We start from the raw sequence: 13,783 nt of genomic DNA, 5'->3' as shown, positions 1-13,783 counted from the left end.
GCGTCAGACGGGATCCGCGGACCGGGTCACCCAGGTGGCGACCTGGACGCGGTTCGAGTAGCCGAGCTTGGTGAGGATGTGGTCGATATGGGTGTCCACCGTGCGCCGGGCGATGCCGAGCCGGTCGGCGATCTCCTGGTTCGTCAGGCCCTCGGCGATCACGTGCGCGATCTCGGTCTCGCGTTTGGTGAGCACCTGCGCGGTCTGTTTCCGCGGGCCGGGGGTGCGTTCTTCGAGGGCGTACGCGATGGCGTCGCGGGTGGGCATCGCGGCGCCGTCGGCGAATTCCTTGACCGCGACCTCCCAGCCCAGCGCGCTCGTCACGGTGTCGGTGTCGGCGAGCAGCGGTTCGGTGAACGCCTCGTACCGGGTCGGCCACGCGCCGACCGTGCGCCAGACGTTCATCGCGGCACCCTGCAGGATCGCCGCCCGGTTGGGGCGTTTGGTCCGGGCCGCGCAGCCCGCCATCACGGTGAGCGTGAACCCGACGACGACGCGGTCGTCCACCCGCTCGTGCAGGCGAAGGACCTGCTCGCAGCAGCGCTCGGCGACGGCGAGATCACCTTGCAGGTATTCGGCGGCGGCGCGGGACCAGAGTGCCCAGCCGCGCCAGAACACCTCACCGCGCCGTTCGCAGCGCTCGACGGCTTCCGCGAGCACCTTCCGGCCACTGTCCATGTCGCCGTTCAGCCAGACGGCGAGCCCGTGGTTGTAACTCGCCCAGAGGTCGCCCCCCTCGTCGCCGTGGGCACGGAACAGGTCGATGGCCGTGCCGAACAGGCGTGACGCTTCGGCCATGTCGTCGCCGATCAGCGCGGCGTAGGCGCGGACGTGGAGCACATACGCGGCGGCGAGTTCGTCGCCGCTCGCCTCGGCTTCGGCGGATGCCCTCTCCACCATGCACCGGTGGGCGGACATGTCTCCCTGCACCACCGCCAGGAACCCGGAGAGCCACAGCCCGTGCGCCCGCTCGGGGACACCCGGCGCCGCGGCCTCGTCGAGGCGGCGGACCCACATCCGGCCTTCGGTGTTGAGCCCGCGGACGATCCAGAACTCCTTGACGTCGCGCAACATCCGCAGCCCGACGACCGCGTCCTCGGGGGTGCCGGTGCAGTAGTCGAGGGCGACGCGCAGGTTCGCGTGTTCGCGCCGCAGCCGTCCGATCCAGCCGAGCTGATCGGTCTCCAGCCATTCGGTGGCGTACCGGCCGGCGAGTTCGGCGAACCAGTCCCGGTGCCGTTTCCGGAACTCCGCCGTCCCGCCCGTCTCGCTGAGCCTGTCGGCGCCGTACTCGCGCACCGATTCCAGCATGCGGTACCGCACGCCGCCGGGGTATTCCTCGCGCAGCAGGATGGACTTGTCGAGCAGCCCGTCGACGACTTCGAGGACCTGTTCGCGCGGCAGTTCGCCACCGCAGCAGACCTGCTCGGCGGCGTCGAGGTCGAAGCTGCCGGAGAACACCGACGCGCGTGCCCACAGCAGCCGTTCGGGCGCGGTGCACAGGTCGTGGCTCCAGTCGATCAGGGCCCGCATGGTCTCGTGTCGCTCCGGCCGCCCCCGCCGGTCCTTCGTGAGCACCGAGAACTGCCGGTCGAGGCGGTCGGCCAGCTGCCGGACGGACAGCGCCCGCGCGCGGACGGCGGCCAGTTCGATGGCCAGCGGCAGCCCGTCGAGCCTGCGGCACAGCCGGATCAGCGGCTCGACGTCGGACTCGGTGAGCTGGAACGACGGCGCGACCGCGGTCGCGCGATCGACGAACAGGCGCACGGAATCGTCGTTCATCACGCGTTCGAAGGAGTCGCCCTGTTCCGGGATCGCCAGCGGCGGCACCGGCAGGACACGCTCGCCCGCCACGCCGAGCGACTGCCTGCTCGTGGCCAGCACGGTCACCTGGGGACAGGCCCTGACCACGGTGTCGGCGAACCAGGCGCAGCTGTCGACCAGATGCTCGCAGTTGTCGAGCACGAGCAGCAGACGGCTCGCCTGCAGGGCTTCGACGACGACGTCGATGGCCGGTTTCGCCGAGCGGTCACCGAAGCCGAGCACGTTCGCCACCGTCGGCACCAGCAACGCGGGTTCCCGCAGCTCGGCCAGCGACACGAACGCGACCTCGTCGGCCGTGGCCTCCCGGTGGGCCGCCGCGATCCGCCAGGCGAGCCTGGTCTTTCCCACCCCGCCCGGCCCCGTGAGCGTGACCAGCGACGAGGCCTCCAGCAGACGCCTCGCCTCGCCGGTCTCGGCGTCCCGGCCGACGTAGCTGGTCACTTCGGTGGGATCGGCAGACCACCCCGCAAGCGAGCCAACTCCGTCCGCCATGCACTCTCCCGCGATCGACCAGCCCCGCGTTTCCGTCCGATGTAGACGGAAAACGCCCGGCTGCGGATACTAGCGGACCGGCGCGGGCCTAGCGGGCCACTCGCTTGGCGCGGTCGTGCGCCCAGCCCGCCAGCACCGTCCCGGTGGCCGCGAGCAGCAGGAACACGATCAACCTGCCGCCCCACTCACCGGGTACCCAGTCGAACGCGCCCCACAACTGGGTCGAGGAACGATCGAAGAGGCTGCGGATGGCGGCCTGCGCGAAGACGGCGACGGCCACCATCCCGAAGATCTGCAGCCCCAGATAGCCGCCCTTGGTCATACTCCCTACCTCCTGCTCCACGGTCGGGCCCAGCATCGCCCGCGCGGAGCCCGGCGCACATCGGCAGCGCGTCGCACCTCGTGTTCGACCAAAGTCGATCCCCGTCGCGACCGAGGTCGGGGCCGGGATCGTCCCGTGTCCGGCTGCGCCGCCGCGGGCCGGTCGACCATGATGGGCCGGTGATCGCCGACGCCCAGCCGCCCGTCCGTCCCTGGGGACACGCCTGGCGCCTGCTCGCCGCGGCGGGGCTGGGCGTGCTGCTCTGGATCATCACGGCGTCGCAATTGCCGGTGGGTGCGTCGGGCCCGAGGGTCGAGTGGATGATCACCGGCGATCCGCTGATCGCGCTCGCCTGCCTGGTCGCCCTGCTGTGGCGCCGCCGCTTCCCGGTCGTGATCGCCATCGCGGTCATCCTCGCCTCGACGGCGTCGGTGCTGGCCGGCGGCGCGTCGCTGCTGGCGCTCTGTTCGCTGGCCACCCGGCGGCGACCGGCCGAAACGGCGGTCGCGGCGGTGCTTTCCGTGGTCACGGCGATTCTGATCATCGACCTGTACCCGATGCGCGAGACGCCGGGGCCGCTGTGGCTGATGATCAGCATCCCCACCTTGCTGGTGGGCATCGTGGTGGCCGTGGGCGCCGCGATCGGGGCGCGCCGGGAGGAGGTGCGCTCCCTGCGGGAACGGGTCGAAAGCGTGGAACGGGAGCAGGCCGCGCGGGCGGCCGAGGCGCGGATCGTGGAGCGGCACCGGATCGCGCGCGAGATGCACGACGTCCTCGCGCACCGGGTCTCGCTGGTCGCGATGCAGGCCGGGGTGCTGGGGCACCGCCCGGATCTGCCCGCCGAGCAGGTCGCGGAGCTGGCGCGCGGCATCGCCGACGGCTCCCACCAGGCGCTGGAGGAACTTCGGGACGTCCTCGGCGTGCTGCGGGCGGACCCGGACGAGCTGGAACCACCGCAACCCTCGTTGGCGGATCTGCCCGCGCTCGTCGCGGACGCGCGGGCGCTGGGACTGGACGTCACGATGAACATCACGACCGAGAGCGAGCCGCCGGACGCGATCGCGAGGACCGTCTACCGGATCGTGCAGGAAGGGCTGACCAACGCGGGCAAACACGCGCCCGGCGCGGACGTGGTCGTCGCCGTCGAAGGAAAACCGGGCGACGGGCTGCGCGCGACGATCCGGGATTCCGGTGCGGCGCGGGCGATCACGGGCCCGCCGGCGTCGGGATTCGGCCTGCTGGGCCTGTCCGAGCGGGTCGGACTGGCAGGCGGCGAACTGGACCACCACGCGGAACCCGGCGGCGGATTCGTGCTCGCCGCGCGTCTGCCGTGGCCGGTCCGCGAAGGGAGCGAGTGAATGGACGGCGAGCGGGTGCGGGTCGTGCTGGTCGACGACGAGCATCTGGTGCGGATGGCGCTGCGGCTCATCGTCGACGGCGAGCCCGACCTCGTCGTGGTCGGTGAAGCCGCCGACGGCGACGCCGCGGTCGGCGTGGTGGGGGAGCAGCGGCCCGACGTCGTCCTGATGGACGTCCGGATGCCCGGACGCGACGGGCTGAGCGCGACCGAGGAGATCCTCGGCCTCCCGCACCCGCCCCGGGTGCTGGTGCTCACCACGTTCGACTCGGACGAGATGGTGCTGGGCGCGCTGCGTGTCGGCGCGCTCGGATTCCTGCTCAAGGACACCCCGCCGCCGCGGATCCTCGCGGCGATCCGCACGGTCGCGACCGGCGAACCCGCGCTCTCGCCCGCCGCCACGGCTCGGCTGATCAGCGCGGCCACCGGGCCGCATTCGTCCGACGCGCGCCGGGCGTCGCGGGAAACCGCACGCGGGCTGCTGGCCACGCTGACCGACCGCGAACGCGAGACGGCGGGCGCCATCGCCGAGGGCCTGTCCAACACCGACGTCGCGCGCAAGCTGGACATCACCGTCGCGACGGTGAAGGCGCACACGAGCAGCATGCTCGCCAAGCTCGGCGTCGAGAACAGGGTCCAGATCGCCTTGCTGGTCCGCGACGCCGAAGATTGAGAAATTTTTTTCCGGCGCGGTGTCGAATCCGTCGTTCCCCGGTCGACGCAGTGTCGAAAGCAGTTCGGAACCATCAAGGAGAAACCAGATGCGCACCCTGATCGCCACCGCGTTCGTCTCGCTCGACGGCGTCGTCGAAGGGCCCGGCGGAGAGCCGGGCTACCGCAACTCCGGCTGGACCTTCAACGGCATCGAGTTCGACGAAGCGGCCTACGAGCTCAAGGGGCGTGAGCAGGGCGAAGCCACGGCGATGATGATGGGCCGGGTCAGCTACCAGGCGTTCTCGCCGGTGTGGCCCGGTATGACCGAGGAGTTCGCCGAATACAACGCGATGCCGAAATACGTCGTGTCGACCACGCTGCGGGACGAGGACCTCGTCGACAACTGGGGGGAGACCACGATCCTGCGCTCGCTCGACGACGTCGCGAAGCTCAAGGAGACCGAGGGCGGGCCGATCATCCTCCACGGCAGCGCGGAACTGGACCGGAACCTCGCCGACGCCGGCCTGATCGACCGCTACCACCTGCTGGTGTTCCCGGTCCTGCTCGGCGCGGGGAAGAGGCTGTTCAGCGACACCGACAAGGACAAGCAGAGCCTCAAGCTCGTCGAGAGCGAGGCCTACGGCAACGGCATCCAGAAGCTGGTCTACGACGTCATCCGATGATCGGACCCCGACCGGGTGACGGCCGCGTGCCCTGCGATCATGAACCGCGTGAACAAGCCCGTCTTCGTACAGCCGAACCTCGACGGACCGGCGGTGGAGCTTTCCGGGGTCGAGGTGCACGTCGGCCGGGTGCCGCTGGTGTCGGACGTCGACTGGCGGGTGGACTACGGCCAGCGGTGGGTCGTCCTCGGCCGCAACGGCGCGGGGAAGTCGACGATCCTTTCGGTGGCCTCGACCCAGCGGTTCCCCAGCGCGGGCACGGCCGTCGTGCTCGGCCACCGGATGGGCGCGGTCGACCTGCGTGACGTGCGGACGCACATCGGCTTCGTCGGCGCGAACCAGCGGCTGCCCGACGCGGAGAACCACGACGCGCACACCGTGGTGCTCACCGGGTACAGCGGAAGCGTGCTCCCGCTCTGGGACCGCTACGACGACGCGATCCGCGACAGGGCGTCGAAGCTGCTCGAACTGGTCGGCTGCACCGAACTGCGCGACCGGCCGGTGCGCGTCTGCTCGCAGGGCGAGCGCGCCCGGGTCCGGCTCGCCAGGGCGCTCATGGCCGATCCGCTGCTGCTCCTGCTGGACGAGCCGTTCGCCGGTCTCGACCTGCCCGGCCGCGAGGATCTCCTGATGGCATTGGAGAACCTGACGCTGGCTCAGCCGGAACTGGCCACGGTGACCGTGACCCATCACCTGGAGGAGATCCCGGCGACGGCCACACACGCCCTGATGGTGCGCCGCGGCAGGATCACCGCCGCGGGGCCGATCGACGAGGTCCTCACCGACGAAGGGCTTTCCGCCTGTTACGAGCGGGACGTCGAGATCCACCGCATCAACGGACGGTGGGCCGCGCACGCGGTCCGCCGCTCCTGAAGTCGGTCAGCGGGAAGGGCAGGGCCAGGCGAGCCGGACGATGGTCCCGGTGGGAGTGCTCGTCACCGAGGCCTCCGGCGCGAAGGCGCGGATGATCGGCAAGCCGCGGCCGCCCTCCGGACGGGGGCCGTCGCGCCAGCGCCCCTCGTCGGCCACGCTGATCTTGAGGTGGCCGTCGTCGTGGGCGGCGGTCACCGTCATGACGTTGCCTTCGGTGCCGTCCGGGTAGGCGTGCTTGACGACGTTCGTCATCGCTTCGTAGGCGGTGAGCTTGAGATCCTCGGCCAGGTCACGGGGAAGACCGTGGTCGAGGGCCCATTTCGCCAGGATGTCCCGCAACGCGGCGGCCTGGGCGGGGACGGCGGCGACCTCGAGGACCAGCCCGTCGGTGTTCTCGCGCACCGGCTCGTCGATCGGCATCACGGAGCTTCTCCTCGTCGTCCGCCGCGGTCCACGACCGCCGGATCCTTCGACAAGGCTAAGGCACCGCCGGGGCCGGGACGCACGAGCCGCGCGAGCGGGCACCGTCATCCGATATGTTCAGGACTGTCGGGTACCGATCGTGAGGGGTGGATGACGGTGACGAGCGGAGACGGCGAACACCGGGAGGTCCCGTTCTCGGTGTCCGTCGCCAGGCCCGATGGCGCCGAGGTCGTCATCGCGGTGGCGGGCGAGATCGATCTGACGACCTCCGAAGATCTCAAGGAGACGTTCGAGGAGGCGCTGGAGCCCGTGCCGGGCAGGCTCGTCGTCGACCTCGAAGGCGTGGAGTTCTGCGATTCCACCGGTTTGGCGACCCTGGTCGGGATCAACGACCGGTGCAGTACTCAGGGAGTCGCGCTGCGCTTCCTGCCGTCGCCCACGATCCTGCGGCTGGCTTCGAAGACGGGACTGGCCACGCTCCTGCCGCTCGCCTGATCCTCAGCGGCTGGGCACCTCCAGGATCGCGTGGTCGAGGCGCCGGTACACCGGGATCTGGGTCTCGGTGGCGAAGAGATGCAGCAGACGCAGGACCGGCCGGGTGTCGGCGACGACGCCGGTGGTGCGGTGTTCGGCGCGGGCGCGGGCCGCGGCGGATTCGATGACCCGTAATCCGGCGACACCGAGGAAGCCGACCTCGCTGAGATCGAGCACCGTGGCGGCCGGGAGGCGGCCGCGCAGGGCATGGTCCAGTCTTCCCGCGGTGGCGAGGTCGATCTCCCCGGCCGCGGCGATGACCAGCAGGTCTTCGTTCCATCGGATCCGCTGAATCCGCAACAGGTTCTCGGCCGACGGGCGCGGTCGCGGAATGGCGGGGCCGTCGCGGCTGCTCCGCGTGAAAGTAATGCGTTCGGTCATGATGGTGTCTCCCGGATAGCCGGGGACGAGACGGACAACGGGCAAGCCTGCACAACTGCTGCGCAAGTCAACTCGCCGCCGCGTCGCCCTGGAAAAGTGCTGGGCCGCGGACATGCGGGTCGTTCGCGCGGGCTGGTGGACTCAACCTCACGTACTGCTCACCGTACGCCGCTCACCTCTCCTGGCAAGGCCCGGTGCGGTGAACGGTGGGTTACGCGGTCACTCGCGCAGTGCCTTTTCCCAGGCGAGGCCCCATTTTTCCAGTGGGTGCAACGCGTCGAGGAGCCGTCCCCCGAGTGGGGTCAGGCGGTAACCCTCCCCGCCGGTCTCGACGATGCGGGCTTCGGTGAGCTCACCCAGCCTGGTGGCGAGCACGCTCGACGACATGTGCTCACAGCGCCGCCGGAGTTCCCGGAAGCCGACTTCGCCCTCGCGCAGTTCCCAGATCACCCGCAGGGTCCATCGGCGGCCCAGCAGATCGAGGGCGGCCATGAGGGGGCGGCCGGTTTCGGAGCCGCGGACCGGCCGTCCGGGCCGTGGGATCGGTTGGTCGGGCATGGCACCCCCTTGTGCTTCGACTTTCGAAGCAGCATAGTGGTTCTGAAATCGAAGCGCCGGAGGTGGTCATGGTCCGTATCGCCCCACTCGCCCCGCCCTACGAGGCGGACGTCGGACAAGCCCTGCGGAAATGGATGCCGCCCGGCGTGAGGGAGGAGCCGTTGGCGTTGTTCAGGGTGCTGCAGCACCATCGGGAGCTGGCGTCGCGGATGCGCGTCCTGGGCGCCGGTCTGCTCGCGCACGGCGAATTACCCGCGCTGGACCGGGAAATCGTCATCGCGCGGGTAACCGCCCGCTGCGGATGCCGCTACGAATGGGGTGTCCACGCTACGGTTTTCGCACCGGCGGTCGGCCTGACGCCGGAACAGCTCGAAGCGACCGTGTCCGGCGACTCCAGGCATCCCGCCTGGCCGGAGCGCCACCGCGCCCTGATCGCCGCCGTCGACGAACTCCACGACACGGCAACGGTTTCCGACGCCGCGTGGGCCGCACTCGCCGAGCACTATCCGGCTTCGCAGCTCCTGGAGTTCCTCGTGCTGGCGGGCTGGTACCGGACGATCGCGTACGTCGCCGGCGGGGTCGGCCTCGACGAGGAGCCGTGGGCCGCCCCCTATCCCGGTGGTTAGGGCCGGTGCGAGTCGATTTCCCTTGTGTCGTCCCGTTCTTGTTTCGGAGCCCTCCAAGCGGCGAGGACGCACAGGAGCGCCGCCACGAAGCCGACCGCGGTGAGCGTCCCGGCCCAGACGGCGCCGGTGCTGGCGAGAAGGTAGAGCTGGACCACGGCGGTGCACGTGTAGACGACCGCCAGTCCCAGCCACAGCCGTTGCGTCATCATCTCCCGTCTCCGTTCGCCCGGTACGGGAGGTCAATCGCGGCGAGGCGGGATCGGGTTACAGGCTGTTCGAAACCCGGAAGAAGTCCACCAGCCCGTCCCACGACTGGGAATCCCGCCGCCGCTCCCACCACGTCCGGAACGGCGTCGACGCCATCGCGTGCCGCGTGTACGACGTCATCACCGCGCGGTAGACGTTCTCCGCCTGGTCCCACGTCAGCCGTTCCTTGCGCCACGCCAGCACGAGCCGCATCCGCATGGGGTCGCCCTTCAACGGCCGGACGACCATGCCGGGCAGTTCGGGCGCGGTGGGCTCCACGAGCTGCACCGCCTGTCCCGCGGCGATCAGGTGGCGTCCGCCGCCGTTCGGGCATTCGAAGCGGATCCGCGGCGTGAACCCGGCGCGATGCGTCGCCGCGCGCAGCGACGTCAGCGAGCCGTCCTCGGGGCCGGGCGGCCCGATCCACGCCTCGTCCGCGAGGTCGGCGAGGTCGACCTCGAAACCGCCGGCGAGCCGGTGCCTGGCCGGAAGACCGACGAACACGGGCAGCCACGAGAAGAGCACCCGGTGCCCGAGATGCTTCGCCAGCGGCACTTCCTGGTCGTCGGACATGGCGATGACGGCGATGTCCAGTGTCGCGCGGGCGAGTGCCTGTGCCAGCACCGAGCTGGAGGGTTCCACATGGACGGTCACGTCCAGCCCCGGCAGCGCGTCGTCCAGCCGCTCGACGAAGGTGGGCAGACAGTCCATTTGGGACGATCCGAGCCGCACCGGGCCGTCACCGAGCGCGCCGAGGAGGTCGCTCTCGAACCGGTCGAACTCCACGAGCAGGGTCAGCGCGCGGCGCAACGTCTGCTCGCCGACCGGGGTCGGGGTCACGCCGGTGTGGCTGCGGACGAACAAGGGCGCGCCGATCTGCCGTTCGAGCCGCTGGAGCAGCGAGGTCAGCGACGGCTGGGACATGCCCAGCGCGGCGGCCGCCTGCGAGAGGCTGCCCGCTTCGGCGATGGCGCAGATCGCCCGCAGGTGCCGGATCTCCAGGGCCATAGGCGGAGTCTATCGCCGCCGGTCATTACGGCCGGCTCCGTCGCGGTGCGAAGGTGCGGCCAGGACCATGACTACCTGAAAGGGGTGCCGATGACCGGCGACCGAACCCGGCCGGATCTGCGCGCGCTGCTGGCCGCCAAGGGGTTCCGGACCTGGATCAGCGACGGCTGGGAGCCCGCGGACGACGTGGTGGAGGTGCCGCCGGGCACCGCCGAGGCGGCCGCCGCCCATCGCGGCAGGCTGTCGGCGGAGCTGCCCGGTCAGCGGATCGCGCTCGCGGCGGGCCGGGCCGTGGTGCGGTCCAACGACACCTTCCACGGCTTCCGTGCCGACAGCGACTTCGTCTGGCTCACCGGTTGCCAGCGCGAGGGCGCGATCCTGGTGATGACCCCGGCGGGGGACAGCCACCACGCCACGCTGTACGTGCCGCGTCCGGCCGAGGCGCACGAGCCCGACTTCGTGGGCGACGCCGACACCAGTCCGCTGTGGGTCGGCTCCGCCGCCGGACCGGCCGCGTACGGCGACGCGCTCGGCATCGAATGCCGCCCGCTGGAGGATCTGCCGCACGGTCTGCGCGGGCGGAATCCGAGCTTCCTGGTCGGTGCCGGGGTCGATCCCGCGCTCGACGGGTACCGCTTCGGCCACAGTGAGCGGCTGAGGACGGTCCTCGCCGAGCTGCGCCGGATCAAGGACGACTGGGAGATCGGCCAGCTGCGCGACGCCGTCGACGCGACCGCCCTGGGCTTCGCGGACGTGCTGGCCGCGCTCCCGGAGGCGGTCCGCGGCGGCGGGGAACGCTGGCTGCAGGGCACTTTCGACCGTCGTGCGCGGACCGAGGGCACCGGGCCCGGCTACACCTCCATCGTGGCGGCCGGGCCGCACGCCCCGATCCTGCACTGGACGCGCTGCGACGGGAAGGTGACCGAGGACAGTCTCCTGCTGCTCGACGCCGGCGTCGAGGTGGATTCCTTGTACACGGCCGATATCACCCGGACCTTCCCGGTCGGCGGCGAGTTCACGAAGGCCCAGCGCGACGTCTACGACCTGGTGCACAAGGCGCACGTCGCGGCGCTGGGCGAGGTCCGGCCCGGTCAGGACTACGGCGCGTTCCAGGCGACGGCGCTGCGCGTGCTCGCGGAGGGACTGCACGATTGGGGCCTCCTCCCGGTGTCGGTGGACGAAGCGCTGTCGCCGGACGGGCAGCAGCACCGCCGGTACATCGTCTGCGGTACCGGTCATTTCCTCGGGCTGGACGTCCACGACTGCGCCGCCGCGCATCCGTCGGCGTACCGCGAGGGCACGCTCGCCGAGGGGATGGCGCTGGCGGTCGAGCCGGGTCTGTACTTCCACGCCGGTGACCGCACCGTGCCGCCCGAGCTGCGCGGCCTCGGCGTCCGCATCGAGGACGACGTCGTGGTCACCGGATCGGGATACGACCTGCTGTCCGGCGGTTTCCCTTCGACCGCCGACGAGATCACCGCCTGGGTCCAGGCAGCCAGGGGCTGAAGGACGCTTTCCCCGCATCCGACGCGGTGAAGGGGACTTTCGGCGCAAGGCCGGTGTGTCTTAGGTACCTACGATCGTGCGGTTTCGCGTGACTGAATGGACGACACGCGTGACTGAATGGACGACACGTGTGTCTGGACGGACGACACTCTCGCGGGCGAGTCCCACCGCGTGTCGTCCATCCAGTCACGCGTGTCGTCCATGTAGTCACGCGTGTCGTCCCTTACGACCCGCTGCGATGACGCCATCGACCACCGCACTCACCAGCCGATGGCGTCCTCACACGCCGCGTCAGTACCGGATGGTGTGCCCGGCGAGGATCCGCTCGGCGGCACCGGTGGTGGACAGGCCCGCGGCGGGCCGGTCCTCGGTGAAGTACTCGCGGAAGTCCTGGCTGAAGTCGCGGGTCATCAACGCGATCGTCCGGTTCCAGTTCCCGCCGTCCGGTCCGTCCGCCGCCCACAGGTCCAGTAGCGACGAGCCGACCCGCCCCTGCACGGTGTCGCCGTCGTCCCAGCCGGGCGTCGAAGCGTCGTTCTCGAAGCTGTACGAGCTGCCGTCGTCGTACACGTACCGGTAGTCACCGAGGGCGTAAGCGGCGACGGCGTCGGCGAAGCCTTCGGTCCACGCGCAGGATTCCGAGCTGTGCTTCTCGATGTAGTGCGGGTTGCAGCCGTCGACGACGGGGAAGGCGCGACCGTAGAGCTGCCACTGCAGCCAGTGCCCGGCCTCGTGGAGGATGAGGTGCTTCGAGTCGGGCATCGTGTTGCCGAGGAAGACGTAGTTCGTGTTCGGGTAGTCCCAGTAACCACCGTCGGCGATCTTCGGATCCCAGACGAAGGTGAGCTGATCGCAGCGTCCGTCGGACTGCCGGGCCGTCCAGCACGAGGACGACGGGTTGGCGCGCTTCCAGTACAAGACGTTCAGCGTGTCCACGACCTTCCAGGCGCGCTGAAGCGTGGACGGCACCTTCACCGTGCCGAGGTCCTGCGTGCCGGAGACGTTCGTGCGGCGAGCCGAGTCGAACGTGTAGTCGGTGGTGTTGTTCGCGGCCTTGACCACCCGCCACATCGAGGTGCTGCTCGACCGGAAGCGCACGTACGCCTCGGCCAGGGACGCCGTGTGGCAGGCGGTGAACCGGCCGTCGGAGGCACCGGTGATGCCGGCGGCGAGCCTGGTCGCCGTGCCGGAACCGGTGCGGCCCCACAGTTCCCAGTTCGCGTTCCGGGCCACCTGCGTGCGCAGTGGCTTGCTGGTCCCGGCCTCCGCGTCGAGATGGTCGAAGACGAGGGTGCCGGTGAGACAGGCGTTCGCGGCCGCCGTCGCCGGCGTGGCGGCGACGGCCGCGGTCAGGCCGAGCGTGGTGATGAGCACCGCGCCGAACGCCCGAAGTCGTCGGCCTGCGGATCTGCGGATCAGCTGCACGGGAATCTCCTCGCTGAAAGGAAACGACGGTGCGCCCGTGACCCTGTGTCGACGGTGACACACCGGTTGGTGAAGGAGTTTCATCGCGGCCCGCGCCGCCCACCATCGCGCCGCCCCATCGGCCGCGGCTATGCCCTCCCCGTCGCGGGGCGTGTCATGATGTCCGCGAACTCGATCGGCAAAGCGAACGAGGTCGTACGGTTTGACGAACGACAGGGGACAAGCGGTGGAGGACGAGACGCCCTCGATCCGGGACATGCTGGCGGTCAACCTGCGCGCGGCCAGGGCGGCGAGGGGAATTTCGCTGTCGGAGCTCTCGCGGCGATCCGGGATCGGCAAGGCGACGCTGTCCCAGCTGGAGTCCGGCGGCGGCAATCCGACCATCGAGACCGTGTTCAGCCTGTCCAGGGTGCTGGAGGTGGCGATCTCCGACCTGCTCGACCATCGGGCGGGCGGCGCGCTCACCGTGGTGCGCGGCGCCGACGTCGAGGTGCTCAGCGGTGAGGGAGTGGATCTCCGGCCACTGCGGCGGATCGAGACCGGTGACGGCGTCTTCGAGGTGTACGACCAGGTGGTGCGCGGGGACGCGCCGCAACGTTCGCAGGGACACGTCGGGGTCGAGCACACCATCGTGCAGACCGGGTCGCTGCTGGTCGAGGTGGCGGGCCGGACCGTCGAGGTCGGCCCGGGGGACTACGTCGCCTTCGATGCCCGCGAGCCGCATTGCTACACCGCTTCGGACGGGCCGGTGCACTCGGTCCTGCTGCTGCAGTACCGCGCCGACGAACGGCTCGACGGCAGGCCGCATCCGGTGCTGAAGGGCTGACCGCGCCCGAGGTATTGACACCCGTCCGGGGCGGAACCTACTCTC

General features: G+C 70.6%; 16 protein-coding genes. 8 read left to right on the top strand and 8 right to left on the bottom strand.

Annotated elements, in window-relative coordinates; genetic code table 11:
* Window positions 1-3: 3 nt before the first annotated feature.
* Window positions 4-2,316, bottom strand: a complete 2,313-nt coding sequence (locus DMC61_RS20205) for a LuxR C-terminal-related transcriptional regulator (RefSeq protein WP_125690609.1) — start codon at window positions 2,314-2,316, stop codon at window positions 4-6.
* An 88-nt stretch (window positions 2,317-2,404) separates the two neighbouring features.
* A complete protein-coding gene (locus DMC61_RS20200) occupies window positions 2,405-2,638 on the bottom strand; it encodes a hypothetical protein (protein ID WP_125690608.1) in 234 nt (77 codons plus the stop codon).
* 179 nt (window positions 2,639-2,817) lie between these two features.
* Between DMC61_RS20200 and DMC61_RS20195 the strand changes: the two genes are divergently transcribed.
* From DMC61_RS20195 to DMC61_RS20180, 4 genes are all read left to right on the top strand, one after another.
* Entirely contained in the window at window positions 2,818-3,996 is a 1,179-nt protein-coding gene (locus tag DMC61_RS20195; protein WP_125690607.1) for a sensor histidine kinase, read from the top strand.
* Window positions 3,997-4,668 carry a response regulator transcription factor gene (locus tag DMC61_RS20190; protein WP_125690606.1) on the top strand — a complete coding sequence of 224 codons (672 nt, stop codon included), beginning with the start codon at window positions 3,997-3,999 and terminating at the stop codon, window positions 4,666-4,668.
* An 88-nt stretch (window positions 4,669-4,756) separates the two neighbouring features.
* Window positions 4,757-5,332 carry a dihydrofolate reductase family protein gene (locus DMC61_RS20185; RefSeq protein ID WP_016333956.1) on the top strand — a complete coding sequence of 192 codons (576 nt, stop codon included), beginning with the start codon at window positions 4,757-4,759 and terminating at the stop codon, window positions 5,330-5,332.
* A gap of 39 nt (window positions 5,333-5,371) precedes the next feature.
* The gene (locus DMC61_RS20180) at window positions 5,372-6,205 is read left to right on the top strand and encodes an ABC transporter ATP-binding protein (protein ID WP_125690605.1); all 834 of its coding nucleotides are present in this window, start codon (window positions 5,372-5,374) and stop codon (window positions 6,203-6,205) included.
* Between the two features lie 6 nt (window positions 6,206-6,211).
* Here DMC61_RS20180 and DMC61_RS20175 read toward each other — a convergent pair whose 3' ends face one another.
* A complete protein-coding gene (locus tag DMC61_RS20175; RefSeq protein ID WP_043848096.1) occupies window positions 6,212-6,625 on the bottom strand; it encodes an ATP-binding protein in 414 nt (137 codons plus the stop codon).
* 153 nt (window positions 6,626-6,778) lie between these two features.
* On the opposite strand from DMC61_RS20175, the gene DMC61_RS20170 reads away from it, so the two are divergent.
* Complete coding sequence (locus DMC61_RS20170) at window positions 6,779-7,123, top strand: STAS domain-containing protein (RefSeq protein ID WP_125690604.1); 345 nt, start codon at window positions 6,779-6,781, stop codon at window positions 7,121-7,123.
* A gap of 3 nt (window positions 7,124-7,126) precedes the next feature.
* Here the strand turns inward: DMC61_RS20170 and DMC61_RS20165 are convergent, their stop codons facing one another.
* Together DMC61_RS20165 and DMC61_RS20160 are read right to left on the bottom strand one after the other, a co-directional pair.
* Window positions 7,127-7,543 carry an STAS domain-containing protein gene (locus tag DMC61_RS20165; RefSeq protein ID WP_125690603.1) on the bottom strand — a complete coding sequence of 139 codons (417 nt, stop codon included), beginning with the start codon at window positions 7,541-7,543 and terminating at the stop codon, window positions 7,127-7,129.
* A gap of 219 nt (window positions 7,544-7,762) precedes the next feature.
* Complete coding sequence (locus DMC61_RS20160; protein WP_125690602.1) at window positions 7,763-8,101, bottom strand: helix-turn-helix domain-containing protein; 339 nt, start codon at window positions 8,099-8,101, stop codon at window positions 7,763-7,765.
* 68 nt (window positions 8,102-8,169) lie between these two features.
* On the opposite strand from DMC61_RS20160, the gene DMC61_RS20155 reads away from it, so the two are divergent.
* Complete coding sequence (locus DMC61_RS20155) at window positions 8,170-8,727, top strand: carboxymuconolactone decarboxylase family protein (RefSeq protein WP_125690601.1); 558 nt, start codon at window positions 8,170-8,172, stop codon at window positions 8,725-8,727.
* On the opposite strand, the gene DMC61_RS20150 is transcribed toward DMC61_RS20155, so the two are convergent.
* A complete protein-coding gene (locus DMC61_RS20150) occupies window positions 8,724-8,936 on the bottom strand; it encodes a hypothetical protein (RefSeq protein WP_125690600.1) in 213 nt (70 codons plus the stop codon). The genes DMC61_RS20155 and DMC61_RS20150 overlap by 4 nt on opposite strands.
* A gap of 55 nt (window positions 8,937-8,991) precedes the next feature.
* Window positions 8,992-9,981: a LysR family transcriptional regulator gene (locus DMC61_RS20145; RefSeq protein ID WP_125690599.1), complete on the bottom strand. Its 990-nt coding sequence runs from the start codon at window positions 9,979-9,981 to the stop codon at window positions 8,992-8,994.
* Between the two features lie 90 nt (window positions 9,982-10,071).
* Here DMC61_RS20145 and DMC61_RS20140 point away from each other — a divergent pair, with 90 nt between their 5' ends.
* Window positions 10,072-11,487 (top strand): aminopeptidase P family protein, encoded by a 1,416-nt coding sequence (locus DMC61_RS20140; RefSeq protein WP_125690598.1) that lies wholly within the window; start codon window positions 10,072-10,074, stop codon window positions 11,485-11,487.
* Between the two features lie 291 nt (window positions 11,488-11,778).
* On the opposite strand, the gene DMC61_RS20135 is transcribed toward DMC61_RS20140, so the two are convergent.
* Window positions 11,779-12,912, bottom strand: coding sequence for a metalloprotease (locus DMC61_RS20135; RefSeq protein WP_125690597.1), 1,134 nt, complete (start codon window positions 12,910-12,912; stop codon window positions 11,779-11,781).
* A 226-nt stretch (window positions 12,913-13,138) separates the two neighbouring features.
* On the opposite strand from DMC61_RS20135, the gene DMC61_RS20130 reads away from it, so the two are divergent.
* On the top strand, window positions 13,139-13,738 hold the full coding sequence (locus tag DMC61_RS20130) for an XRE family transcriptional regulator (protein WP_199750068.1): 600 nt from the start codon (window positions 13,139-13,141) through the stop codon (window positions 13,736-13,738).
* Window positions 13,739-13,783: the final 45 nt, after the last annotated feature.

It is taken from the genome of Amycolatopsis sp. WAC 04169 (assembly GCF_003947535.1).
Classification (GTDB): domain Bacteria; phylum Actinomycetota; class Actinomycetes; order Mycobacteriales; family Pseudonocardiaceae; genus Amycolatopsis; species Amycolatopsis keratiniphila.
Note: the sequence above shows the minus strand (reverse complement) of the source record. Positions and strands in the feature narration are given on the sequence as shown.